General features: G+C 35.3%; 28 protein-coding genes and 1 pseudogene. 22 read left to right on the top strand and 7 right to left on the bottom strand.

The features are described 5' to 3' along the window. Window positions 1–6: 6 nt before the first annotated feature. Window positions 7–915: a hypothetical protein gene (locus QWZ06_RS19545; RefSeq protein WP_290300614.1), complete on the bottom strand. Its 909-nt coding sequence runs from the start codon at window positions 913–915 to the stop codon at window positions 7–9. Between the two features lie 464 nt (window positions 916–1,379). Here QWZ06_RS19545 and QWZ06_RS19540 point away from each other — a divergent pair, with 464 nt between their 5' ends. Both QWZ06_RS19540 and QWZ06_RS19535 read left to right on the top strand, forming a co-directional pair. Then, window positions 1,380–1,637 (top strand): hypothetical protein, encoded by a 258-nt coding sequence (locus QWZ06_RS19540; RefSeq protein ID WP_290300613.1) that lies wholly within the window; start codon window positions 1,380–1,382, stop codon window positions 1,635–1,637. A gap of 28 nt (window positions 1,638–1,665) precedes the next feature. After that, the gene (locus QWZ06_RS19535) at window positions 1,666–2,253 is read left to right on the top strand and encodes a PDDEXK nuclease domain-containing protein (protein ID WP_290300611.1); all 588 of its coding nucleotides are present in this window, start codon (window positions 1,666–1,668) and stop codon (window positions 2,251–2,253) included. A gap of 462 nt (window positions 2,254–2,715) precedes the next feature. Here the strand turns inward: QWZ06_RS19535 and ligD are convergent, their stop codons facing one another. The 3 genes from ligD to ku all read right to left on the bottom strand — a co-directional run bounded on the left by ligD (window position 2,716) and on the right by ku (window position 6,034). Next, the gene (ligD, locus tag QWZ06_RS19530; RefSeq protein WP_290300609.1) at window positions 2,716–4,569 is read right to left on the bottom strand and encodes a DNA ligase D; all 1,854 of its coding nucleotides are present in this window, start codon (window positions 4,567–4,569) and stop codon (window positions 2,716–2,718) included. 80 nt (window positions 4,570–4,649) lie between these two features. Then, a complete protein-coding gene (locus QWZ06_RS19525; protein ID WP_290300608.1) occupies window positions 4,650–5,249 on the bottom strand; it encodes a DNA polymerase ligase N-terminal domain-containing protein in 600 nt (199 codons plus the stop codon). Beyond that, window positions 5,249–6,034 (bottom strand): non-homologous end joining protein Ku, encoded by a 786-nt coding sequence (gene ku / locus QWZ06_RS19520; protein ID WP_290300607.1) that lies wholly within the window; start codon window positions 6,032–6,034, stop codon window positions 5,249–5,251. The genes QWZ06_RS19525 and ku overlap by 1 nt, the downstream gene beginning before the upstream one ends. A gap of 307 nt (window positions 6,035–6,341) precedes the next feature. Here ku and QWZ06_RS19515 point away from each other — a divergent pair, with 307 nt between their 5' ends. The 3 genes from QWZ06_RS19515 to QWZ06_RS19505 all read left to right on the top strand — a co-directional run bounded on the left by QWZ06_RS19515 (window position 6,342) and on the right by QWZ06_RS19505 (window position 8,121). After that, entirely contained in the window at window positions 6,342–6,602 is a 261-nt protein-coding gene (locus QWZ06_RS19515; protein ID WP_290300606.1) for a hypothetical protein, read from the top strand. Beyond that, window positions 6,602–7,327 (top strand): SDR family oxidoreductase, encoded by a 726-nt coding sequence (locus tag QWZ06_RS19510; protein WP_353960024.1) that lies wholly within the window; start codon window positions 6,602–6,604, stop codon window positions 7,325–7,327. The genes QWZ06_RS19515 and QWZ06_RS19510 overlap by 1 nt, the downstream gene beginning before the upstream one ends. A 413-nt stretch (window positions 7,328–7,740) precedes the next feature. After that, window positions 7,741–8,121: a low affinity iron permease family protein gene (locus QWZ06_RS19505; RefSeq protein WP_265427241.1), complete on the top strand. Its 381-nt coding sequence runs from the start codon at window positions 7,741–7,743 to the stop codon at window positions 8,119–8,121. Between the two features lie 183 nt (window positions 8,122–8,304). On the opposite strand, the gene QWZ06_RS19500 is transcribed toward QWZ06_RS19505, so the two are convergent. From QWZ06_RS19500 to QWZ06_RS19495, 3 genes are all read right to left on the bottom strand, one after another. Beyond that, complete coding sequence (locus QWZ06_RS19500; protein WP_290300601.1) at window positions 8,305–8,901, bottom strand: Crp/Fnr family transcriptional regulator; 597 nt, start codon at window positions 8,899–8,901, stop codon at window positions 8,305–8,307. 531 nt (window positions 8,902–9,432) lie between these two features. Further along, entirely contained in the window at window positions 9,433–9,657 is a 225-nt protein-coding gene (locus tag QWZ06_RS27980) for a helix-turn-helix domain-containing protein (RefSeq protein ID WP_353960023.1), read from the bottom strand. Window positions 9,658–9,704: 47 nt separating this feature from the next. Beyond that, window positions 9,705–10,028: a cyclic nucleotide-binding domain-containing protein gene (locus QWZ06_RS19495; RefSeq protein WP_290300600.1), complete on the bottom strand. Its 324-nt coding sequence runs from the start codon at window positions 10,026–10,028 to the stop codon at window positions 9,705–9,707. Window positions 10,029–10,390: 362 nt separating this feature from the next. Between QWZ06_RS19495 and QWZ06_RS19490 the strand changes: the two genes are divergently transcribed. The 17 genes and pseudogenes from QWZ06_RS19490 to QWZ06_RS19405 all read left to right on the top strand — a co-directional run bounded on the left by QWZ06_RS19490 (window position 10,391) and on the right by QWZ06_RS19405 (window position 23,900). Continuing rightward, window positions 10,391–10,987 carry a Crp/Fnr family transcriptional regulator gene (locus tag QWZ06_RS19490; RefSeq protein ID WP_290300598.1) on the top strand — a complete coding sequence of 199 codons (597 nt, stop codon included), beginning with the start codon at window positions 10,391–10,393 and terminating at the stop codon, window positions 10,985–10,987. A 532-nt stretch (window positions 10,988–11,519) separates the two neighbouring features. Then, window positions 11,520–13,664 (top strand): catalase, encoded by a 2,145-nt coding sequence (locus QWZ06_RS19485; RefSeq protein WP_290300596.1) that lies wholly within the window; start codon window positions 11,520–11,522, stop codon window positions 13,662–13,664. Between the two features lie 54 nt (window positions 13,665–13,718). After that, entirely contained in the window at window positions 13,719–14,330 is a 612-nt protein-coding gene (locus tag QWZ06_RS19480) for a DUF4142 domain-containing protein (RefSeq protein WP_290300593.1), read from the top strand. A 215-nt stretch (window positions 14,331–14,545) separates the two neighbouring features. Continuing rightward, window positions 14,546–14,812 carry a CCC motif membrane protein gene (locus QWZ06_RS19475; RefSeq protein ID WP_290300592.1) on the top strand — a complete coding sequence of 89 codons (267 nt, stop codon included), beginning with the start codon at window positions 14,546–14,548 and terminating at the stop codon, window positions 14,810–14,812. Between the two features lie 172 nt (window positions 14,813–14,984). Continuing rightward, the gene (locus tag QWZ06_RS19470; protein ID WP_290300590.1) at window positions 14,985–16,151 is read left to right on the top strand and encodes a zinc-dependent alcohol dehydrogenase; all 1,167 of its coding nucleotides are present in this window, start codon (window positions 14,985–14,987) and stop codon (window positions 16,149–16,151) included. A 56-nt stretch (window positions 16,152–16,207) separates the two neighbouring features. After that, entirely contained in the window at window positions 16,208–16,708 is a 501-nt protein-coding gene (locus QWZ06_RS19465) for a CinA family protein (RefSeq protein WP_290300588.1), read from the top strand. 5 nt (window positions 16,709–16,713) lie between these two features. After that, window positions 16,714–17,508 (top strand): SDR family NAD(P)-dependent oxidoreductase, encoded by a 795-nt coding sequence (locus QWZ06_RS19460; RefSeq protein ID WP_290300587.1) that lies wholly within the window; start codon window positions 16,714–16,716, stop codon window positions 17,506–17,508. Window positions 17,509–17,520: 12 nt separating this feature from the next. Then, complete coding sequence (locus QWZ06_RS19455; protein ID WP_290300585.1) at window positions 17,521–18,273, top strand: SDR family oxidoreductase; 753 nt, start codon at window positions 17,521–17,523, stop codon at window positions 18,271–18,273. A gap of 10 nt (window positions 18,274–18,283) precedes the next feature. Beyond that, a complete protein-coding gene (locus QWZ06_RS19450) occupies window positions 18,284–18,763 on the top strand; it encodes an alpha-amylase family glycosyl hydrolase (protein ID WP_290300583.1) in 480 nt (159 codons plus the stop codon). Then, window positions 18,748–19,752: an alpha-amylase gene (gene amyA / locus QWZ06_RS19445; protein WP_290300582.1), complete on the top strand. Its 1,005-nt coding sequence runs from the start codon at window positions 18,748–18,750 to the stop codon at window positions 19,750–19,752. The genes QWZ06_RS19450 and amyA overlap by 16 nt, the downstream gene beginning before the upstream one ends. Window positions 19,753–19,812: 60 nt before the next feature. Beyond that, window positions 19,813–20,466, top strand: coding sequence for a DUF6766 family protein (locus QWZ06_RS19440; RefSeq protein ID WP_073174696.1), 654 nt, complete (start codon window positions 19,813–19,815; stop codon window positions 20,464–20,466). Window positions 20,467–20,494: 28 nt separating this feature from the next. Continuing rightward, window positions 20,495–21,118 (top strand): hypothetical protein, encoded by a 624-nt coding sequence (locus QWZ06_RS19435; protein ID WP_290300581.1) that lies wholly within the window; start codon window positions 20,495–20,497, stop codon window positions 21,116–21,118. Between the two features lie 206 nt (window positions 21,119–21,324). Next, window positions 21,325–21,543, top strand: a complete 219-nt coding sequence (locus tag QWZ06_RS19430; protein WP_290300580.1) for a hypothetical protein — start codon at window positions 21,325–21,327, stop codon at window positions 21,541–21,543. Between the two features lie 188 nt (window positions 21,544–21,731). Further along, window positions 21,732–22,439, top strand: a complete 708-nt coding sequence (locus QWZ06_RS19425; RefSeq protein WP_290300579.1) for a hypothetical protein — start codon at window positions 21,732–21,734, stop codon at window positions 22,437–22,439. Continuing rightward, entirely contained in the window at window positions 22,436–22,549 is a 114-nt protein-coding gene (locus QWZ06_RS19420) for a KGG domain-containing protein (RefSeq protein WP_290300578.1), read from the top strand. Before QWZ06_RS19425 ends, QWZ06_RS19420 begins: the two co-directional genes overlap by 4 nt. 63 nt (window positions 22,550–22,612) lie before the next feature. Further along, window positions 22,613–23,199, top strand: a pseudogene (locus QWZ06_RS27975) (ferritin-like domain-containing protein). A 161-nt stretch (window positions 23,200–23,360) separates the two neighbouring features. Further along, window positions 23,361–23,900: a CinA family protein gene (locus QWZ06_RS19405; protein ID WP_290300573.1), complete on the top strand. Its 540-nt coding sequence runs from the start codon at window positions 23,361–23,363 to the stop codon at window positions 23,898–23,900. Window positions 23,901–23,906: the final 6 nt, after the last annotated feature.

The raw sequence follows: 23,906 nt of genomic DNA, 5'->3' as shown, positions 1-23,906 counted from the left end.
TACATATTAACAATTACAAATTTTTTCTTCCAAATCAGGTTTTCCATAGAATGAAAATTTACCTTCACATTCCGGACAATCATATACCATCATTTTATCCCCACAACTCATGCAAAAACCATTTATACTATTCTCACTACCCTCTACATGAATGTTCAAGGTATCGTAGATTATAGATTTTTTAGAGGAGCACAGATCACAGTCGATATAGCCCGCTGCATCAAAAAGTTGTAGATTACAACAGTAGCATATTTCAGTATTTGGAGAGAATGTTTTATTGTAACATCTTAAACATTCATAAGCCAGACCTGAATATTTAACTGCTATATTATGCATTTCATCAATGTAAGGATGGAAAGAAATTAAACTTTTATAATCGTTCTTATCTAAATGCTCCTTGTAGAATTGTGTAGGAGTTTCAAACTTAAAACTTATATCTGTTAACAAAGGCATCAATAAGTGGGTTACGGCGAAGATTAGTTCCTTTTGGATATTGTTTATATCATCTTTAGACAACAGATTTAAATGTACAAGTCGATTCCTATACATTTGCAATTTATCTAAATGCTTGAAATGAATATCATTAAAAAAAGTTAGGTTCTTATTTTTCTTCAAAGATTTTTTTAGCTGGTCATATCTTTTTGTTTTCAGATGATTCTGTTTAAATTTTTCCAGAAGAAGATTTGGAGACAAGTTTCGATTGCTTTCTAAGATTGAATAAATATCAATTTCTTTGATCAAATATGTTTTTAATGACAATTCGATTGATGTCTGAATATAAAAGCAGGATATAATAGCCTGCTCGGGGTCTGAAATAGCGCGACCATTTTTAGTAATTTCTTTTATTCCTCTTTTTAGAAATAGAATTGCATTCGTATAAATTGTATTATAGATTTCTTTAATATGTATATCCATTGCAAAATGGTGTTTTAAGTATTAGTAATATATTATTTTTCATAATGCAAAGAAAATATATAAATACGCATTCATTTTGCGCACATTGAAACAATTTTTAACTAAATGAAAAATTTTCACTTAGTTCTTTAGAAAAGGTAGAGAAGTGTTTGTCGTGTTACCAGATGAGACTAAAAAAATACTTTCTCCTATCATCTGCAATAGGGTAAGCTTTTTCTGCGTAAAATGAATATTCTTCTAAAGAATCTAAGGTGGGAAAGCCACCGTGGTTATCGAGCTATTTTTGAATACTGTTTCTTACAGTTTCATTTTTATGGTTTTTGTAATATTCGGCTACATTTACATTTTTGAAAATATAGATATCTCTTTCCCATTTCCAGATACAGTCATATGCTGATTGTATTCCTGAGCTTAACAAAAGCAATACTAGCAATAATCAAAATGTACAATCCAGAACCAGGCAGATGGATCCAAATTCAGATAATGGATCTGAAGAATTTAATGGTATCAAAATAATTGAGAAGGAAGAAGCTGGTACTTTATTTATAAATGATATTTCGAAAGGTATTTATTTATCAAAGTTGAAAATAGTTCATATAAACTCATCGTTGAGTAGTTTTTTTATTTTATTATCAATTAGTAAGTTGCAATTGCGAAGCGAATTATCTGGCAATTTTATTTATAAAAATTGTTGGATTAGAAATATAGCAGGTAAATCCTAAAGTAAATGCAGGTAAAAATCTTTGGAGAATGAAGCAGTTTTATGAAACTTATAAACATTTTCCAAAACTCTCACCAGTGTTGAGAGAATTACATCCCAATATTTCAAATACCTTTAAAGACAGTTATATATTTGACTTTCTAAACCTTTCTGAAACCCATAACGAAAGTGATTTACAAAAAGGATTAGTCAGCCAGTTGAGAAATTTTATTTTAGAATTAGGTAAAGATTTTCTTTGCATTGACAAAAAATACAAATTGCAGGTTGGAAATAGTGATTTCTATGTTGATTTATTATTCTATCATCGAGGATTGCAGTGTTTGGTTGCTTTTGAACTCAAAGCGGATAAATTTAAACCAGAACATTTAGGACAACTCAATTTTTACCTTGAAGCATTAGATAGAGATGTAAAAAAGTCCAATGAAAATCCGAGTATTGGAATATTGCTTTGCAAAGATAAAGACAGCGAAGTGGTGGAATATGCTTTAAGTAGATCGCTTTCCCCTACGATGGTTTCAGAATATAAAACACAACTTCCGGATAAAAAATTACTTCAGAAAAAATTGCATGAATTGTTTGAAAAGTCTAAAAGCATAGATTGGAATAAAGAAAGTTAATTAAAATTTTAGTCACCTTTTGATCATCTCAAAAAGCAAAATCCTCTGAAATCAAAGATTCCAGAGGATTTTTGTACCCATAACCGAAGAGATATCGAAACATTTGGTTGGTGATTTGGAAAGAATTGCAGAATTAAATAATCCTGTCATGTGACCTTGACGAGCGTATCTTCAAACACTTTTATCGATGATTTGATTCTTTTGAGCCAAATTAAAAACGAATTAAAAATATTAAATTTTAATGCAATTTAATTTCAAAAATTATATTGACGCAAAGTTAGAATTGTTTGTCTTCTGTATGATTTACTTGTCGGTCGCAAAAATGTCAAATTGTTTAATCTCTGAAAAGAATTCAAATTAAAATTTTAACCTTTGCTTCTTTTGGCCTATAGTTGTTTTATAGAGACATTATTTTATAAATAAAAATAATTTATAGGCCTTTCTGTTTTTTTCAGGTCTAAATTAAATATTCTGCAACAACTCCAACGACTTCATCATATCAATTCCCTTTCCCAAAACAGGTTTAAACAAATCTCCCTTCTCTTTAATTCTCCCCAAAGCATTATGAATATTGAAATCCGTTGGTTTTAATGCTTTTTTTAATTCATTCCATTCTAAAGGCATCGAAACGGAAGCCCCTTCTTTCGGACGAACGCTGTAAACACTCGCCAAAGTCTGTCCGGTTCGGTTTTGAAGATAATCGAGGTAGATTTTCTTGTCGTCTCTTTTTTGTAAACTTCTTTCTAATGTCGTGAGTTTTGGCAGTTTTTCATTCACCTGCTTCATCAAAATATAAGCAAACTCTTTCACCTGGTCAAAGTCATATTTTCCACCCATCGGAATATAAACGTGAATTCCTGTACTTCCAGAAGTTTTACAATATCCTTTAATGTTTATGGATTGTAATACTTCATTCACTTGCAGAGACGTTTCAATAACATCATCAAAAGTATTTTTCTTTGAAGGATCAAGGTCTAAAACCAAAAAATCAGGATGCTCCAAATCAGGAAGCGAGGAATTCCAAGGATTGAGATCGATACAGCCTAAATTATTAAGATAAGCCAAGGTTGCCTTGTCATTGCAGTAAATATAATCGATGTATTTGTCGTTGGATTCCGAATAAACCTCTGTTGTTTTAATCCAATCCGGAATACTATCACCTGCATCTTTCTGATAAAATCCCTGTTCTTCAATACCATTTGGAAAGCGGTTTAAAGAAAGCGGACGGTTTTTTAGATGGGGTAAAATATATTCCGCAACCGACTGATAATAATCGACCAAGTCACCTTTGGTAATGCCGTCTTTCGGAAAATAAATTTTATCCTGATTGGTCAGTTTTACGGTATGTTTATTCAATGTAATTTCTTTCTCTTTTTCAGAAACTTCTGATTTTTTTGATGAGGTTTTTGCTTTCATTTCTTTAGGTTTTTCGTTTACATCTTCAGGATTTTTATCTTCACGAATCGTGACAAACACAGGATGTCGGAACATTCCGTCTTTGGTAATTTCAGAATATTTTATTTCGCAGACCAATTCAGGTTTTGTCCATGTTACCGGCATATTAGTTTTAGGAATGGTTTCAAACGGTGAAGTTTTTGTCGTTAATTTTTTTAATCTTGAATGAATTTGATGAATCAATTCTTTATTAAATCCGGTTCCGGTATGTCCGGCGTAAATCAATTTTCCATCAGTATATTTCCCTAAAATCAAGGCTCCAAAACCTTCTCTTGAACCGCGGGGTTCGGTAAATCCACAAATAATAGCTTCTTCTGTGTTGGTGAATTTTATTTTCAGCCAATCGGAACTTCGGTGATTTTCAATATAAAAACTGTCAGCTTTTTTGGCAATCATTCCTTCCAAGTTCATTTTTTTCATTTGATTAAAAAATTCAATGCCTTTTTCGGGAATATGATCGCAATATTTAATGATGTCTGTTTCAATCAACGCTTCTTTTAAAAGCTCTTTTCGTTGAGTTAAAGGAATGTTTTCAGTTGAATGACCATTCAGCCACAAAATATCAAAAACCTGATAAACTAAGGCTAAATTTGGGTTGTCTCCAATCTGCTGTAATAACTGGAAATTCGGTCTTCCGTTTTCGTCGTAAGCAACAATTTCACCATCTAAAATCATTTTATGCTTTTGATTTTCGAAATCTTGCGAAATTTTTTCGAATTTGGATAAAAAAGAAATTCCGTTTCGGGAATAGAAAAGTGGCTGTTTTTTTCTAAGGTCGGCAACAGCTCGATAACCGTCCCATTTTATTTCAAAGATCCAATCCTCGTCGTCGAATGCTTTTTCATGAGGTTTTGCGAGCATCGGTTTAATGAAATTCTTTAATTTTTTTTCGTCAACTAAAGAATTAAATCGTTGGAATTTAGGTTTTGTTTCCGAAGTTATTATTTCTTTTTGCTGTTTTTTATGCTTTTTTTTTCCTCTAAAAATTTTGTAACCTGAGAATTTTTGGCTGTGTTTTCTTCGGCATCATAATGTTCTTCTGCAAATTTATCGTTATGTTTAATGAGAAGCCATGCATTATTTTCTGCATTTTTCATTTTAACTAAAGCGAACTCTCCTTTTAATTTTTTTCCGTGTAAAACGAATTTTAACGAACCGGCTTTTAATTCTTTCAGCAATTCCTTTTCATCAGAAAGTTTAGAATTTTCATCCAAAGGTTCATATGTTCCGCTGTCCCAGACTTCCACTTGTCCGGCTCCGTAATTTCCTTCGGGAATATTTCCTTCAAAATCTTTATAATCGTAAGGATGATCTTCAACTTCCATCGCCAAACGTTTGTCTTTCGGGTCTAAAGAAGGACCTTTCGGAACTGCCCAGCTTTTCAGAACGCCTTCCATTTCTAATCTGAAATCATAATGAAGTCGCGACGCCGCGTGCCTTTGAATTACAAAAATAAGCTTGTCTTTGCTTTTTTTTGTTTTCCCTTTTGGTTCACTCGTTTCGTCGAATTTCCTTTTTGCGTTATAATCTTTGAGAGCCATTACGATGCGTTTTTGGATTTAGAAGTTTGTAAACTGGCTTTTAACTGAGCCATCAAATCAATCACTTTGCCTTCCTTAGCAGGTTCTGCTTTTCTAGCTTTTACGCCTTTTCCTTTCGCTTTTTGCTTAATAATTTTCATTAAAGATTCGGAATAGGTGTCTTTATACATTTCTGGATCAAATTCCTGCGAAAGCTGTTCTATTAAACTTACCGCCATTTTCAGTTCGGCTGGTTTTGGAGCTTTTTTAGAGGGTATTTTTAAATCTTTATAATCTCGAATTTCCTGAGCAAATCGTAATCTGTTTAAAACCAAAACATCATCATTATAAGGTCGAATCATTCCGATGGCTTCACTTTCACGGAGAACAAAAGTTCCGACACCGACCATTTTTGTTTTAGCTAAAGCATTTAACAGCAATTGGTATGCGTTTTCACCATTTTTTTGCGGTTCGAGAAAGTAAGGATTTTCAAAATAAACGGAATCGACTTCCACTTCTTTTACAAACTGATCAATGGAAAGAATTTTAGATTTTTCAGGACTTGCAGCCTCGTAATCTTCATCATCAAGAATGATGTATTTATCGTCCATGAGATAACCTTTAACAATGTTTTCCCATTTCACTTCTTTGCCTGTTTTTTCGTTGACTCTTTTAAATTTAATATTCGAAAAATCGGATTTATCAAGCATATCCAAATCCAATTTGCTGGTTTCTGTGGCGGAATAAATCTTTACAGGAATATTGACTAAACCAAAGCCAATGGCGCCGTTCCAAATTGCTTTCATTGCACTTTATTTTGAATAAAACGTACAATGATTGTGCCGTGTGAAAAAGATCGATTGTAATGTCTTAATATTGAGCATGTAATATACTAGGTAGGTGTTGTTTTGGCATTGAATAAGGCAAGTGATTGGTTTTTATTTTCTTTGATTTGTTGTATTTAGGAGTAATTATACTTAAATAATTTAATTAGTGAGCGTTGTTCGTAGTTAGAATCTAATTTTCACGTACCATATTTTGATAATACGTTATTTAATGGTCTTATAGTTGCTGAACTTTCATTATCAATTTATCACACCAAATACTTTATTAATGAAAAAGCAGACTACAAAAAGTAATGAAATGGGTGAGGATGTGTCAAAGGCCCATATCAATTCAAGAGAATCTTCATTACAACAAAAAGAAAATCAAAGGGATTCAGTATTGACAGATCCAGTAACAAAATATCCTAAACCACCTTTTAAAAGGCAGTTTCAGCCATTTCCTGGATTAGCAGGTAAGATGGATCCAGTTCCTGATCATGGTGAAAAAAGTTATGTAGGTTCTGGCAGGTTGAAAGGAAGAAAGCTTTAATTACTGGTGGAGATTCGGGTATCGGAAGAGCAGCTGCTATAGCATATGCTAGGGAAGGAGCTGATGTAGCAATAAACTATCTTCCTGAAGAAGAAGCTGATGCTAAGGAGGTAATCGCTCTCATAAAAAAAGCAGGCTGCAAAGCTATTGCTATTCCGGGAGATATAAGAGATGAAAGTTTCTGTAAAAGATTAGTATCTAAGGCGGTTAAGGAATTGAACGGTATTGATATCCTGGTAAATAATGCTGGTCATCAGAAAACTCATGAATCCATAGTGGATATAAGTACTGAAGAATTTGACAGGACTATGAAAACCAATCTTTATGCACCGTTTTGGATCATAAAGGCCGCATTACCACATCTCAAAGCAGGATCATGTATCATTGGTCTTTCATCAGTACAGGCCTATGATCCTTCTGAGGATCTATATGATTATGCACAAACAAAGGCAGCGACCACAAGCTATATAAAATCATTAGCCAAGCAATTGGGATCAAAAGGAATCCGTGTGAATGGTGTCGCTCCAGGACCCGTTTGGACTGCTCTTGAGATCAGCGGAGGACAAACACAAGAGAAAATTGAAAAATTCGGTGAAGATACGGCATTCGGCAGACCGGGACAGCCTGCTGAGCTTGCTTCGATCTTTGTTCAGCTTGCTGAAAACAGTGCCAGCTTTACAACTGGGCATATATATGGTGCAGCAGGTGGTAATGGGCAACCATAAAAAATAAATGTATTTAGACAATAGAAAGTGGTTAAAGGAGCACTTTCTATTGTCAAATATATAGTTCATTAATTATTTTTAGAGAATTTTCTTTTTCATCACTATAGTTATACTTATCTCCATGTCACAGAAGAAATGCATCTTTTGTAGTACATGCGACACAAACCCCTTATAAAAATAGATGTCGATGTGATCATGATCATACTAAACTGAACTAATTTTTTCGAAATTGGCAACTCACATAAAAGCTTTCATTGGGCAGTAAGAATTTTATTTATCTAAACTATCTAACTCTAAAAGTTCGGTCACTAGCTAAATATTTTGAGAAGTGATTCAAAAAACGATCATTAAAGACATAATCTTTATTAAGTATGCTTCAATATTAATAATAATTTTCACCTATAGTTTATAAAATGAAAAAGAATTTTTTTGACAGATTTGCAGATTGGGCTGCCTGTTTTGCAGGAAGTCCGGGTGCTTTTATCGGGGCAAGTATTTTGGTTATTATCTGGGCAGCTACAGGACCGGTATTTAAATTTTCTGAAGTATGGCAAATGGTTATTAACACAGGAACCACCATAGTTACATTTCTTATGGTTTTTCTAATCCAAAAAGCACAGAATAAAGATTCTAAAGCCATACAAATAAAGCTTAACGAATTGATTTCAGCTCATGAAAAAGCTAACAATCGAATTGTGGATATTGAAGATTTAACAGAAGATGAACTGGATGAGCTTCACAAACTATATGAGAAGTTTGGCAAGTTCCCTAAAAATCACGAAAACAGAAAGTAGTTGGAATTTAAGTAAATTGGACTAATTTTAAATTAAGAACCTCGAATGTCCTTATCTTTTGTGAAGAAATGAATAATGTATGATATACTATAATGAAGGAATGCTCGAAAGAACATTCCTTTTTATCTATAGGATTAAACTGTAATATAATTGTCCCATTGTATAATGAGGCCTACATAAAGTTTAGTACATAATTTTTCGATTTGTAATCCGGACTATTTTCTCTCGCTCCATCTTTTTTATAGCTCTTATAGTCGTTTCAACGCATAACCCTGTTAAAGAAGCTAATTGTTGCCTTGTGATGGGAACTTCATAAGTAAATGGAGTTTTATTTTCGTGGTCATGCTTCATAAGTTCCAATACTTCTTTAATTCTTTCAACGGCACTGGGAGAAGATATTTTTTGCATGAGAATAAATTTACGGTACAGGTGCTTTGATAAGGATTTACAGAGTTCCAAATAATGATTAGGGTGTTGATCTAAGTAATGCGTTAATTTATCTGCACATAATTTGAGAATAGTACAATTCGAAAGAGCTACGGCATTTACGGGATATGTCTGCTCTAGATATAACATGTAATCTCCTACGGGATCTTTTGAACTTAGTATACTTTGAATAAATTCTTTACCTGAACTATTATAGTTATTTAGTTTAACATCACCGTGAATAATCTGAAAATAAAACTGGGGACTTGCGCCTTCTCTGAATATATAATCTCCCGGATTGTAATATTGTTCTACAGCTCCAATAGCGCGTAAAAGTTCTTCTTTAAAAAACATAATAATAATTTTGTGGTTAGTGATAAAGGTGGATTTAAATTCCCAATATAAGGATCGTTAAAGTACCATGGGGAATCGTAATTTTACTTCATGTTACAATATATTTTTTAATAAACAATCTAACTTAGAGTTGACTAAAACCCACAAAGTGGATAGTACCATTTAATTAAATATTTATCAGCGACTTCTGGATGAAAATTGCTAAGGCTCCATCATTGGTTAGGAGAAATTATAATTCATCGGTAATTATATGCAGCAAATATAATGCAAGTACTATATAAATGATATGCTTTGAATCATATAGTGGGATATTTACTATTATTTATGATTATAAAGTTAATTTATTATAAAATATAAAATACAATGGTAGAGGTAGTCGAAAATATATTTTGAGCTTTATAATTTAAATATGTTAATTAAATCATAATTATTTTATCTTAATCCTATATACGATTTAAATATGGAATTAAGTTACCTCTATATAATTTGAGTAGAGATAGCTCTCTCCAATACGAATTATCATGAGTTGGTTTAGTAAAATATTTTACTGTTAATCAATTTTAATACATGATCACTTTCCATTTTCTTAATAGTTCTAATTACAGTTTCAATTCGTAAACCCGTGATGGCAGCCATCTGTTTTCTCGTCAAATAAACCTCAAATGAATATTTTTCTTTGTTATTGCTGTAGCTTTTAAAGTAGTCAAGAATTCCCAAAAGCCTCACCTCCGGTCTCAATGATAAATTATGCTGCATCATGACAAATTTTTGGTACAATCGTTCGGATATAAACTTGTTGATATCTAAAGATACATTAGGATGATCAGCAAGTAATTTAAAGAAGTTGTCTTTGGAATGGTAATGATTTCACAAGGAGTTAATGTTATTGCGTTGACAGGATATTTTTCGGTAATAAAAAGAAGTAACTCACAAACGCTCTGTCCTGAAAACAAAATACTTTGAATAATCTCTTTCCCATCTTCATCGTAATGATTTAATTTAACTCTTCCCTCTGTTATTTGATAGTAACGTTTTGGAGTATCCCCTTCCTGAAATATTGTATCATGGGCTTTAAACTGTGTTGTTTCTGCACCATATAACTGCAAAAGATTTTGATCGATAATCATAATAATGTGGTGTTGAAGTTAATAGAATATCAAAAATTAAATATTCCTGATTATACTAGATCTTTTAATAGTAAATAGTACAATTCTTATCTAAAGATAATACAAAAACCAGCAATCAAAAATCTATTGATTGTACTGGTTACCTAAATTTTTAAATACATATAAGTAAAATTGTTCGTTTGACAGATTGACATTTTGTACTCAAAATTCGTACGTATGATTTAGGTCATACATGTGAAGTGTCCTTTACCATTACCTTTGGATGCTAGTTAATTGCACACTTATCAGTGATATATGTCACTTTTTTTAAACTCTGCAATTTAATTAGTACAAGTTTAATACCCCCTAATAATTTTTTCAATATGCTGGTTGATGAAGATTTGCTCTTTCATTATGGAGGACAATTAGTGAAATTCACCAAAAATGATATGATATTTAGAGAATCAGAAATACCAAAATTTTATTATCAGATAAAATATGGCAATGTAAAAATCAACAATTATCATCAGGAAGGAAAAGAATTTATCCATAGTTTACCTTCAACCGGGCACTGTCTTGGAGAAACTTTTATATTTTCCGAAAGACCTTATCCCGTCAATGCAGTAGCGATGAATGATGTAGCCGTTATTAAAGTTGGAATAGCCAGATTCTTTGATCTGATTCATAGTGATAAAAGCATATTATTTAAACTTTATCAATATACCTCGGAAAGAATGCACTACCGTTATGTGATGTTAAATAATTTATCATCCACAAACACTTTCAGTAAAATAATCTGTGTGATGGATTGTTTGAAGCAATATCATAATGTGACAGAACAATACGGTTATCAAATTCCATACACCCGTCTTGAAATTGCCTCACTTACAGGATTGAGAATAGAAACCGTGATAAGAGTATTAAAAAAGATGGAACGTGAAAATATTGTAAAAAATATTGGTGGAAAAATATTTTATTAGTCCTTTCAGTAATACCTATTTATCCTCTTGCTGGTTTGCCTGTTACTTTATCATTAGATGCTATCTGATGATTTGAATAAATTTAACCAAACCAAAGAGTTTAAAAAGCATATTCTTTTATACCTGGAATAGATAATTCGACAATTAATATTTATAATTTTTTCATAGGTATTACTACAATAAATTATTACTATATGACTTAAGTCATAGGGTAGATTTTTATGGATTTGTAATTTTGAAATACACCATAAAAATAAAATTATATGAACACCAATTACAAAATACTGACACAGATTAACCTGTGCGGCTTACTTTTTTATAATATGTTATAGAAAGTTGAGGTAATGCACTCTATTTTCTAATTGGCGCGACCCGGTTAGTTGATTCTCTTTTTTTTACAAAAGAAACTTTATTCAGAATATAATAATGAGTTGGATAATCATCCTAAGACAATCTGCTGTATCACATTATCTGATACAGTACATTAAATACTAAGTCAACATCACCTACATCAAATCGTAAAACAAGAAATATGGAAAATGAAAATTTAGGATCAAACCCGAAGCGTGATCAACTTCAAGACCATACAACGGATAACAGCAACGAAAAACTGACCACTAATCAGGGATTAAAGATCAATAACAACCAAGATTCACTGAAAGCTGGCGAAAGAGGACCTTCTCTTCTTGAAGATTTTATTCTCAGAGAAAAAATTACTCATTTTGATCACGAACGAATTCCAGAAAGAGTAGTTCATGCAAGAGGTTCCGGTGCTCACGGTGTTTTTAAATTAAATAAAAGTCTGGCAAAATATACAAAAGCTAAATTTTTAAACAATATAGAGGAAGAGACTCCTGTATTTGTGCGTTTTTCTACCGTTGCCGGAAGTAGAGGAAGTACAGATCTGGCTCGCGATGTAAGAGGGTTTGCTGTAAAATTTTATACGGAAGAAGGCGTTTATGACTTGGTAGGTAATAATATGCCTGTATTTTTTATTCAGGACGCTATAAAATTTCCAGATCTGGTTCATGCTGTAAAACCTGAGCCTGATAATGAGATTCCACAAGCTGCTTCGGCTCACAACACTTTTTGGGATTTCATTTCATTAATGCCAGAGAGTACCCATATGATCATGTGGTTGATGAGTGACCGTGCGATTCCGAGAAGCTTCCGTATGATGGAAGGTTTTGGCGTACATTCATTTAAATTTATCAATGAACAGGGAGATGTACACTTTGTGAAATTTCATTTTAAACCCAAATTGGGTGTCCATTCGGTGGCGTGGCCCGAAGCACAGAAGATTTCAGGAAATGATCCTGATTTTCATCGACGTGACCTCTGGGAGGCCATTGAGAACGGAGCTTTCCCTGAGTGGGATTTAGGGGTGCAGGTAGTTCCTGAAAAAGATGAACACAAATTTGATTTTGATCTCCTTGATCCTACAAAGATTATCCCGGAAGAGCTTGTTCCTGTGGAACTTGTAGGGACTCTAACGTTAAACCGAAATCCGGATAATTTCTTTGCAGAAACAGAGCAGGTAGCATTTCATCCTGGTCATATTGTTCCCGGCATAGATTTTACCAATGATCCTCTTTTACAGGGAAGACTTTTCTCGTACACCGATACTCAGCTTACCAGATTAGGCTCTCCGAATTTTCATGAAATTCCAATCAACAGGTCCATTACAACCATTCACAATAATCAGCGTGACGGACACATGCGTCAGCAGATCGTTAAAGGAAAAGTAAGTTACGAACCCAATTCAATGGGTGGGGGGTGTCCGTTTCAGGCTATGATGAAAGAAGGAGGTTTTGTCTCCCAGGAGGAGCGGGTAGAAGGACATAAAGTGAGGGCAAGAAGCTCCAGCTTTGTAGACCATTATTCTCAAGCAAAATTATTTTACAACAGTCAGTCTGCTTTTGAAAAAACGCATCTGCAAAATGCATTGGTTTTTGAGCTTTCAAAAGTAACGCTTCCTGTCATCAGAGAACGAATGGTTGGTCAGTTAGCTTTTGTAAACAAAGATTTGGCACAGGAGGTGGCATCCAGATTAGGTGTTGAGGTTAAAATTCTCGATCAGCCCAATCAAAGTATTCCTGCAGATGCCGATCCAGCAAGTCTCCAAAGTGCGGAAATTGAACCTTCCTTAAAATTTTCAGAAGCGCTGAGTATGGCCAATACCGTTAAAGATACCATTGAAAGTCGTGTAATTGGCTTTATGATGACTGATGGGTTTGATGCTGCTTCTACCGATCATTTAATAGAAAAATTAGAAGGGCAGGGTGCAGTTGTACAATATATTGCTGATTCGGTAGCACCGGTAAAATCTTCGGACGGCCAGACGTACATTCCGGATCATTCATTATCTACGACTTCAAGTGTTTGTTTTGATGCCCTGTATATCTGTGGAGGTGCAAAATCTGCAGAAGGCTTTGTAAAGCCTGGAAATAAAAATATGACGGTTGATTTTATTAATGAAGCATTCCGTCACTGTAAAGCCATTTACTTTGGATATGATACTGAAGTAATCAAAAACCTTACAGATATGGCATCGATCAAACATGATGATCCTGGAGTAATTTCTGCTAAAGATACTGATTCTGATGACTTATTTGTTGAGGCGATAGCTAATCACAGGGTATGGCAGTTTGAAAAAGAAAGAAACGGATTAGTATAAAAAATGAGTAGAAACTACTTGACATTCATATCAACACCAACAAATTAAAATATTATGAAAAAGACAATTCTAATCATTGTAGCCATTGCTGCAATAACGGCGTGTAACAAAAAAGAAACCACTACTGTTGATCATTCAGCTGATCACAGCGAAATGTCTGCTCCCGTCGATTCGGGTGCAATGCCTGGAGATTCTCTTTCAACTTCCCAAACGTCTTCTGAAGCAACATCATTAAATGATCAGGATCGAAAATTTGCTGATGCAGCAGCAAAAGGAGGAATGATGGAAGTGATGGCGGGAAAACTTGCATCTCAAAATGCGACCAACTCAGCGGTTAAAAAACTGGGTGAAATGATGGTAAAGGATCACACTAAAGCCAACGAAGAATTACAACAATGGGCCTCTAAAACTGCTTACACTCTGCCTACCGGTTTAGATGCAGACCAACAAAAGACATACGATGATCTGAAGGCAAAAAAAGGAGCTGATTTTGATCGTATATATACCGATATGATGGTTAAGGATCATGAAAAAACAATAGCTGATTTCAAGAAAGAAGCTGCTGACGGTTCCGAATCCTCTCTGAAAAATTTTGCCACTAAAACGCTTCCCACTTTAGATCATCATTTAATGGAATCTAAAAAAGCAAAAGATGCTGTAAAATAATGTCGAATAAATATCCGGTAATCTGCCTTGAAAGGGTTATCGGATATTATTCGAAGGACGTAATATTGTTTCTGAAAATCTGATGCTGACGGTTCGATGGTTTAAATTATTTATTTATAACCCAGAAAATTAATGTTTATAATGACAGTGTTTAATCATTAATGCCGGCTGCATTTTATTACTGGAATAATCTACTGGCTTCAAAACCTATCATCATGAGAAATTCCAAATTACCCAATGCTACAGCAGTGCTAGTGCTCGGAATTTCTTCTGTAGCCTTATGCTGTTGTTACGGAATCCCGGGAATACTTACCGGAGGCATCGCTCTTTTTCTTTACAGAAAAGATAAAAAAGTATACGATAAAAATAAAGGAGGTTACTCCAATTTCGACAATTTAAAAACAGGAAGAATGCTAAGCATTCTGGGGATGAGTCTAAGTTCCCTTTGCCTCATTTATTTATTGTTGGTACACTATCTTTAGTTGTTCAGGGAGGGGGATATCCTCTCCCATTGCTGAGGTATAAAAAACTTTACCCAGATCTTGCGTCAGCCATTTTAATCAGCTTACAATTTGAAATGGCCAACGCATCAGCTTTTTAGGGTCTAATGACCACATGATAACGAATAAACACCAAACCATAAAATATAACAATATGAAAGCAGCAGTTTTTCATTCGCCGGGTAACATTACCTGCGATACCGTCGATGATCCAAAGATTGAAGATCAAAATGATATTATTCTTCGTGTAACTTCTACCGCAATCTGTGGCAGTGACCTTCACATGTATTCGGGAGGAATTCCTCAGCCACGTCCTATGGTAATGGGACATGAGTTTATGGGAATTGTGGAGGAAGTAGGAAAAAACATCAATCATCTACAAGCGGGTGACAGAGTTGTTGTGCCATTTCCGATTGCATGCGGAGGGTGTTATTTCTGCCAGCATGATTTACCATCAGGCTGTGAAAACTCCAATATAGAAAATTATGGTCCCGAAGGAGGCTTGGTTACTGAAAAAGGAGGTGGAATGTTTGGTTATACCGATCTGTATGGTGGGTATAATGGCGGGCAGGCACAATATGTAAGAGTTCCTTATGCTAATTTCGGACCTAGAAAGGTTTCTGATTCATTGACCGATGAACAGGTGCTTTTTCTTACCGATATTTTTCCTACAGGTTATACCGGCGTAATGTGGGCGGACCTTAAAGGTGGGGAAACTGTAGCCATTTTCGGTGCAGGTCCTGTGGGATCAATGGCCGTAAAAAGTGCTATTCTTCATCATGCAAAAAAAGTAATTGTTATTGATACCCTTCAATATAGACTGGATCAGATAAAAAACCTTACAGGATGCGAAACCATTCTTTGGGAAGACGCTAAACAGACTGTTGACGAAATCAGAAGCATGACCAATGGCAGAGGTGCCGATTTATGTATAGATGCTGTAGGCTTTGAACCAGACAGAAATCTGATGGATAGAGCAAAGGCAGCTGTCAATTTTGAAAAAGGTTCTATCAAAGTGCTGGAGGCGTGTATGAGTGGAGTAAGACGCGGAGGTTTTGTTTCCATATTAGGAGTCTATCCCATGAATTATGACAATTTTAGGGTAGGTCAGCTTTTTGATAAAGGCATTACACTTAAAGCGGGACAATCTCCGGTTCATGCGATCATTGATAAATTAATGAAATATGTGGAAACCGGGCAGGTAAAACTCGATGATATCATAACGCATCGCCTTTCTCTTGATGAGGTGGCAAAAGGATATGAAATATTTGATAAAAAGCAGGACGGATGTGTAAAAGTCGTGCTTGATCCCTGGAGATAAGTAAATCTCTATAGTATTAGGAGAGACGTATTCTTAATTAATTAAAATGTATTCTCATGGAATTTAAACAGTCTTTGTTGGATTATATCGGCGGGGCACTGAAATCTGCCCATGAAACAGTTTCTGTGGCAGAAAGTGTTACTGCTGGCTGCCTGCAGTTTTCATTTTCGCAGATGAAAGATGCCTCTGAATTTTTTAAAGGCGGTATAACCGCCTATACTCTTGAGGAAAAAGTAAAACTTTTGAAAGTTGATGAGCAGGAAGCGATAAAGTGTGATTGTGTTTCTAAGGAAGTTGCCGATGAAATGGCGTTGAATGTTAGTGCATTATTCAATACAGACTGGGGAATATCTGTCACCGGATATGCAACTCCTGTGAAAGAATCTGATCAAAAAATTTTCGCGCATTTTTCATTCGCCTACAAAAATGAAATCATTTTATCCAAAAAACTGGAATTGCACCATAAAACAAATGCTTCAACAGCCCAGCTGTATTACGCGGAATTTATTCTCGGATGCTTTAAATGTGAACTCAATCAAATGATTATTTTAAAATAAACGATATGGAAATCAAAAATCAATATGTACTGATCACCGGTGCAACCAGTGGAATCGGATATGAACTGGCGAAATTATTCGCAAAAAATGGCTACCACCTGGTTATTGTATCGCGCAGTCATGATCAACTGCTTGAAAAAGCCAATGAATTTAAAAAATATGGTGTTAAGGTGGTAACCCAGGCAAAAAATCTCTTTAAAGAAGATGATGTTTTTTCTATGTATGCCGAACTTAGGCTTAACGATATTAGCCCGGAAATATTGGTGAATGACGCAGGACAGGGCTTCTATGGAAAATTTGAAGATACAGATATACATCGGGAATTGGATATTGTCAGGCTCAATATAAATGCAGTTCTGATTTTAACCAAACTTTTCCTAAAGGATCGTATCAGCAAAGGATCAGGAAAAATACTGAATCTGGCTTCAATCGCAAGTAAAGCACCCGGTCCATGGCAATCAGTTTATCATGGAAGTAAAGCTTTTATCTTATCATGGTCTGAGGCGATTCGTGAAGAGTTAAAAGATACCGGAATTACGGTTACGGCACTTCTTCCAGGACCGACCGATACAGATTTCTTCAACAAAGCCCAGATGAACAGAAGTAAAATTATGGAAGATAAAGAGAGTTTCAGCACTCCGGAAGAAGTGGCTAAGGATGGCTATGATGCTCTGATGAATGGAGAGGATAAAATAATCTCGGGGTTGAAAAATAAATTAACGGTAGCCATGTCTAATCTGGCAAGCGATAGCATGGCAGCATATCGTATGGGAAAAATGCAGGAACCACAGGATGTATAAATTTTAACTAGTATGGAGAGGCTGCAATTGGAGAATAAATCAGTGCTCATTACAGGAGCAGACAGCGGAATAGGTAAAGCAATTGCCTTATTATTTGCCAAAGAAGGTTCGGATATTTCGTTTATCTATTATAAAGACGACAAAGATGCAGAGAAAACAAAATTGGAAATTGAAGCTCTAGGAAGGCGTGCTATATGTTTTGGCGGAGATATCAATGATATAGATTTTTGTAAAGTAACCGTCTCAAAAACAGTTGCTGAGTTTGGGAAAATTGACATTTTGGTAAATAATGCAGGAACACAAATTCCTGCAGATAATATTATTGACCTTACAGAAGAAAACATCAGAAAGACATTTAATTCCAATATCATTGGAATGATTTTACTTACCAAGGAAGTTTTTCCCCATTTAAAAAAAGGGAGTTCCATTGTTAATACGACCTCCGCAGTGGCTTATATGGGGCATGAAGAATTATTAGATTATTCAGCTACAAAAGGGGCCATTGTTTCTTTTACGAGATCGCTGGCATTACAGGCGAAACCTAAAGGAATTCGGGTCAATGCAGTAGCACCTGGGCCGGTAGCGACACCCCTTACTGAGAAAACTTTTGGTGAAGAAGAAGACGATCAAAGCAAGCCTCCACTGGAAAGAAATGCTAATACGGATGAGATTGCTTCAAGTTATCTGTTTTTAGCTACCGATGCTTCAGCACAGATGACGGGGCAGGTTCTCCATCCGAACGGTGGGCTCATTGTCAACGGTTAAATTATGGGTTATGAACGGAGTAATGATTCAGTTTTTTCATTGGTACCATCCCGGGAATTTATGGAATGAGTTTGCAGAAAAGGCGGGTTATTTAAAACAGCTTGGTTTTACTGCGGTATGGTTTCCTCCTGCAACAAAGTGCTTTCTCGGTAAGGAAGGCCGGGGTTATGACGTATATGATCTATATGATTTAGGAGAATTTGACCAGAAAGGTAGTATTGCAACCAGATACGGAACTAAGGAAGAATACCTTAAAGCAATTGAAGCAGCACATGAGGCAGGTATGAGTGTATATGCCGATATTGTTCTTAATCACAGAATGGGTGGAGACGAACCAGAAAATATCTTTGTACAACAGGTTGAGGAGGATAATCGCATTAAGACTATAGAACAACCTTTTGAAGCATCAGCAATGACAAAATTTACTTTTTCTGCCCGGAATGGAATGTATTCAGATTTTAACTGGGATCATCGTTGTTTAGTGGAATAGACTGCATTAAGAGAAATGGAGAAGAGGTACTGGGTATCTTTAAGATTATAAATGAATATGGCACGGAATGGAATCCTTCAGTGAGTCATCAGCTCGGAAATTATGATTATCTCATGGGCGCTGATGTAGAATACAGAAACCCAGATGTTGTTCAGGAGATGAAAAACTGGATCAAATGGTATCTTGAAAGTACCAAAGTCGACGGGGTACGGTTGGATGCCTTAAAGCATATTTCTTCAGAATTTTTAAAAGAGTGGATTAATTATATTAAAACAGAAATTAATTCTGACTATTATATTTTGGGGGAGTTTTGGAAAGAAGAGGCCGGAAAAATAAATTATTTCTCTGATGAAATGAGTAATTTAATTTCATGTTTCGATGTGCCCCTACACTATAATTTTTTCAAAGCATCTGAAGAAGGAGATCAGTACGACCTGCGTCAGATTCTTGATAATTCTTTGTTACAGCAGATGCCTGTTTTTACCGTTTCTTTTGTTGAAAATCATGATACACAAAAGCTTCAGGCGTTGGAGTCCACTGTCAAAGAATGGTTTAAACCAATAGCTTATTCCATCATTTTGTTATCAGAAAAAGCCTATCCATGTGTCTTTTATCCTGACCTTTTCGGAGCCAAGTATTCCGATATGAAAGACGGTCAAGAAATACATGTTGAAATCCGTAAAGTTGAGACCCTACCAAAATTAATGGAGGCAAGACAACAATTTGGATATGGCTCACAAGTCAATTTTTTTGATGATCCCAATTGTATTGCATTCATGCGTATGGGTGATAAAAAGAATAAAGGCTGTCTGGTCATTATTTCAAATAATGGAAAAGCCTGCAAAGAAATAATGTGGGGTGAAGAATATTCAAATGCTGTATTCTATGATTTTTTGCAACAAAGACAAGAAGAAATTGTGGTGGATAACAATGGTAAAGGAATCTTTAAAGTAAATGCAAGGTCAGTAAGCGTTTGGGTTAAAAAATAAATCTTCACTGATGCAAACCCTATTTTAAAAATAAATTCAATCACATAAAATCAAGTATCAATGAATAAACATAATTTCTTTTACCGCAACAGTTTAAGTATTGTTCTTTTTATATTGATGTTTGTCTGCCTGTACGGGCAGGTCATGACGGGTTGGAAAACTGAAAACAAAGAATTGGCTGAAGAAGGGCAGCATCTTTTAAGTATCGGAGAATATCTGCACAGCGGCCATTTTGTTCAGGCCACTTTTGAAAACTGGGAAAGTGAATTTTTACAAATGATGCTGTATGTTGTTCTGACTGTTTTTCTCAGACAGAAGGGGTCAAGTGAATCAAAGTCTTTGGATGAAAAAGAAGATGTTGATAAAGAACCTCGAGCTCATTCCAATGCACCCTGGCCGGTTAAACAGGGTGGTGTATGGCTTATTCTCTATAAACATTCACTATCAATTGCTTTTGGTATTCTTTTTCTTATCAGTTTTACCTGTCATTTTTATGGAAGCTATGAAGAATACAGTGGTGAGCAGATTGCTAAAGAACTGCCTGTGATGCCAATTCAGGAATATTTGTATGATGCCCGTTTTTGGTTTGAGTCGTTTCAAAACTGGCAGAGTGAGTTTTTAGCAGTTGCTTCGCTGGTTATCCTTTCAATTTGGCTCAGAGAAAAAGGATCTCCGGAATCAAAGCCAGTTGATATGCCGCATAATGAAAATTAAATGTTTAGTTACACAAAAAAAATACGAAATGAAGCCACAATTGATCACAGGGGTACCCCTGCAAGAAAAAGGAAGTTTTCACGATACGGAAAGTATTCGTTTAGCTAAAGATTTTGAAGATATAGTTGATTTGTATAAGACTTTAAAAGATCGCCTTTTGTCGGTAAATTACTGGAATTATTATGCTAGTGGAGTTGGTGCGGATTTTAAACTGCACGATAAAAATGGGAATTTAAAAAAGAGATTACCTGAAAAAGGAGATTTCATTAGGATTGATATTCCAGGGCCGGGCAATTTTGAAGCAAGAGGATTTGATTGGGTCGAGATAACAGATATGTATGAAAATTTATCTGCTAATGATGAAATTTTGGAGCAGCTGCTTATTGAGTGTAAACCATCGGGGATACCGGGTAAAATAAATACGCACACCGCACACTTTTACACGGGAGATGCAAGCTCTACCTTTATTGTATCACGAGGGAAAGACTTTATAAAAGCAGGTATTTACGGACGTAACGAGACACCGAATATGGATGCTCAGATCGCAGACAAAGCAAGGAATTTAGCTATTGCCCTTGGAGGAATGGTGGGAATTTCAAAAATTCAATGGAAAATTTTGACAGATGGGTTAGTTGAGTTTCGATCCTGGTGATATATAGATTTTGAAATCATATGAATTCTTCTAAAGAAAGTAATAATTACTATCTAAAAAAAATATTAGAGGGATTCTATTCTTTCTTATCATATAAATAGCTGAAGAGTAAAATTTAATAAAATTTATGAATCGATTATGATCATTGTCATAGGATTTGCCTTCCTGAGCTTGTAGCTTTGATACACCAAATTAAAATATGTTATATGAAAGCAATAATCTCTTTAGCTCTTCTTCTCGGGCTTTTGACAATCAGTTGTAAAAAAGAAGTACAAACGGCACCACCAATTACTGCTGATACATCTGCTACAGATTCAATGAATATAAATTCCACCCGGCCAGACACAACAGGTGCTACATCAAGAAATCAAAATGATAGTGTTGCCACTATTAAGAAGGATTCAGCTGGCGTGACCTCTAAATAGGGACACGTATCATTTAACTTATTACAGAATAATAGAATAACTAAAAGTATTATTCAATCATGTTTCACACTGTTCCTACGGTGTGCGGGTATTGTATTGTCTAAACATTAAAAATAAACCGACTGTAGTCTGATACTAGTCAAGGACTGCGGTACATCACTAAATATTAATTTCAAAAAGTAAAATTTATGAACACTAGAAATTCAAACAACAGAAGTTCAGGCAGAAATTCATCAGATGATGACCAATCAATGCTTGAGGAAGCGTACCAATTAGGTTATGAGCATGGTTATAACGACGGAAGTGAGGATGAGGAGTACGATGATGATTTCTCAGATTTGAAGACTATTTCGATGAGGAAGGAGGGTATGATGACGAAGATGATGATGACGATTATGACGACGACGATGATTATGATGATGATGACGACGATGACGATGATGACGACGATGACGATAATAGGGGCAGAGGTTCAAGAGGCGGAAGCAGAGGAAATAGAGGCGGTAGTCAAAACAGGGATAGTCAGGGAAGATTTAGTTCTGGTAGCAGAGGAAGTTCTGGCAGTAGCTCTCGTGGAGGATCCCGTTCAGGTTCTGGATCAAGGTCAGGAGGAAGCGGAAAATCTTCAGGATCTGGGTCAGGATCAAGATCAAATTCAGGATCAGGAAGATCAGGATCAAACAGTGGAGGAAGCTCAAGAAACTCCAATTCAAGATCGGGCGGAAACAGTGGTTCAGGAAGAGGGCGTAGTTCAAGCTCCGGTTCAGGAAATAGCCGTGGATCAAACTCCGGTTCAGGAAGCGGTCGTGGCTCTAATTCTAACTCCGGGTCAGGAGGTAGCAACAGAGGTTCTAATTCAGGAGGGGGAACATCAAAAAGAGGTTTTGCTTCAATGAGTAAATCTGAACGTACAAGAATAGCCAGAATGGGAGGTCAGGCTTCTCATGGTGGTGGAAGATCTTCAGGATCCGGCAGATCCGGATTCGGAGGCAGACGTAATTCATAATTCTTTTTAGGCTGTCTCTGTGAAAAAGGGGCAGCCTTTTAACTTTTTAAATACCATTATCTTATGGCAACTAAAACAACAGAAAACACGACAACCGGTACTGCTGACAAAAAAATGACAGTAGAGAATGCTACAGTAAAAGAAAGTGAGATGAAAAATGCTCCGCTGCATAAATTTTTTGTAGATGCACTAAAAGACATTTATTACGCTGAGCATAAATTAGTAGATGCGTTACAGACTATGCATGACGCAGCAACAACCGAAGAGCTTAAAGATGCTTTTGAGGATCATCAGTTACAGACTAAAAAGCATATAAGCCGCTTGGAGAAAGTTTTTAAACTCATTAATGAGAGTCCAGAGCAGAAAAATGTGAAGCAATGGATGGATTGATTAAGGAAGGTGAAGAAATAATTAAATCTACGGAAGAAGGTACAATGACAAGAGATGCAGCTCTGATAATCGCGGCGCAGAAGGTAGAACATTACGAGATCGCAAGCTATGGAGGCCTAACGCAACTTGCTATTACTATGGGACATGATAAGGCTGCTGAGCTGTTAGAAAAAACACTGCAGGAGGAAGAAGATACAGATTATAACCTTACGGAGATTGCAGAGACTAACATTAATTTTGATGCCCAGCAGGAAGATTAAACATATAAAATTTAAACAAGCCATACACTATCAGCTGTATGGCTTGTTTTCAATAATATAAAGTAGCCTTCATTTAAAGAATAAACACTACCCTGAGTTCGTTAATACATTAATGAAATACAGATCAATTTTAAGTTCGTAAATCTATATTATAAAGTATCATGGAATTTAACAAGATCCTTTTGGAACAAATCAATGAAGAATTTATGAGTTGTGATCAAACCATTTCCATTGCAGAAAGTGTTACCGCTGGTGCGATGCAGCTTGCGTTTTCGGAAATGACTAATTCAAAATTATTTTATAAAGGCGGTATCACGGTACATACTCCTGATAAAATAGTGAAGCTTTTGAAGGTCGAGGCTTCTGAGATCAAAAATTCTAATTGTGTATCCAGCCTTATTGCTGACAAGTTGGGACTGTATGCATCCACAATGTTTGAAAGTGATTGGTGTATTGCTACATCCGGATACTGTACACCGGAAAGACATTCGGTATTTGAAATTTATGTCTATTACTCGATTCTGTATAAAAGACAGGTTGTTTTTTCAGATAAAATAGAGTTCAATAATTATAAAAATAAACTTAGCCCTCTTTCTGTAAAATTATATTACACGGAAGAGATTTTACGAAAATTTCTAAGCCAGTTGAAACTGACCCTTATCCTAAACAGTAGAGAAACTAACGACAGATCAACATTATAAAAAGAA

The organism is Chryseobacterium tructae (assembly GCF_030409875.1).
Classification (GTDB): Bacteria; Bacteroidota; Bacteroidia; order Flavobacteriales; family Weeksellaceae; genus Chryseobacterium; species Chryseobacterium tructae.
This window is presented reverse-complemented; position numbering and strand designations above follow the sequence as displayed.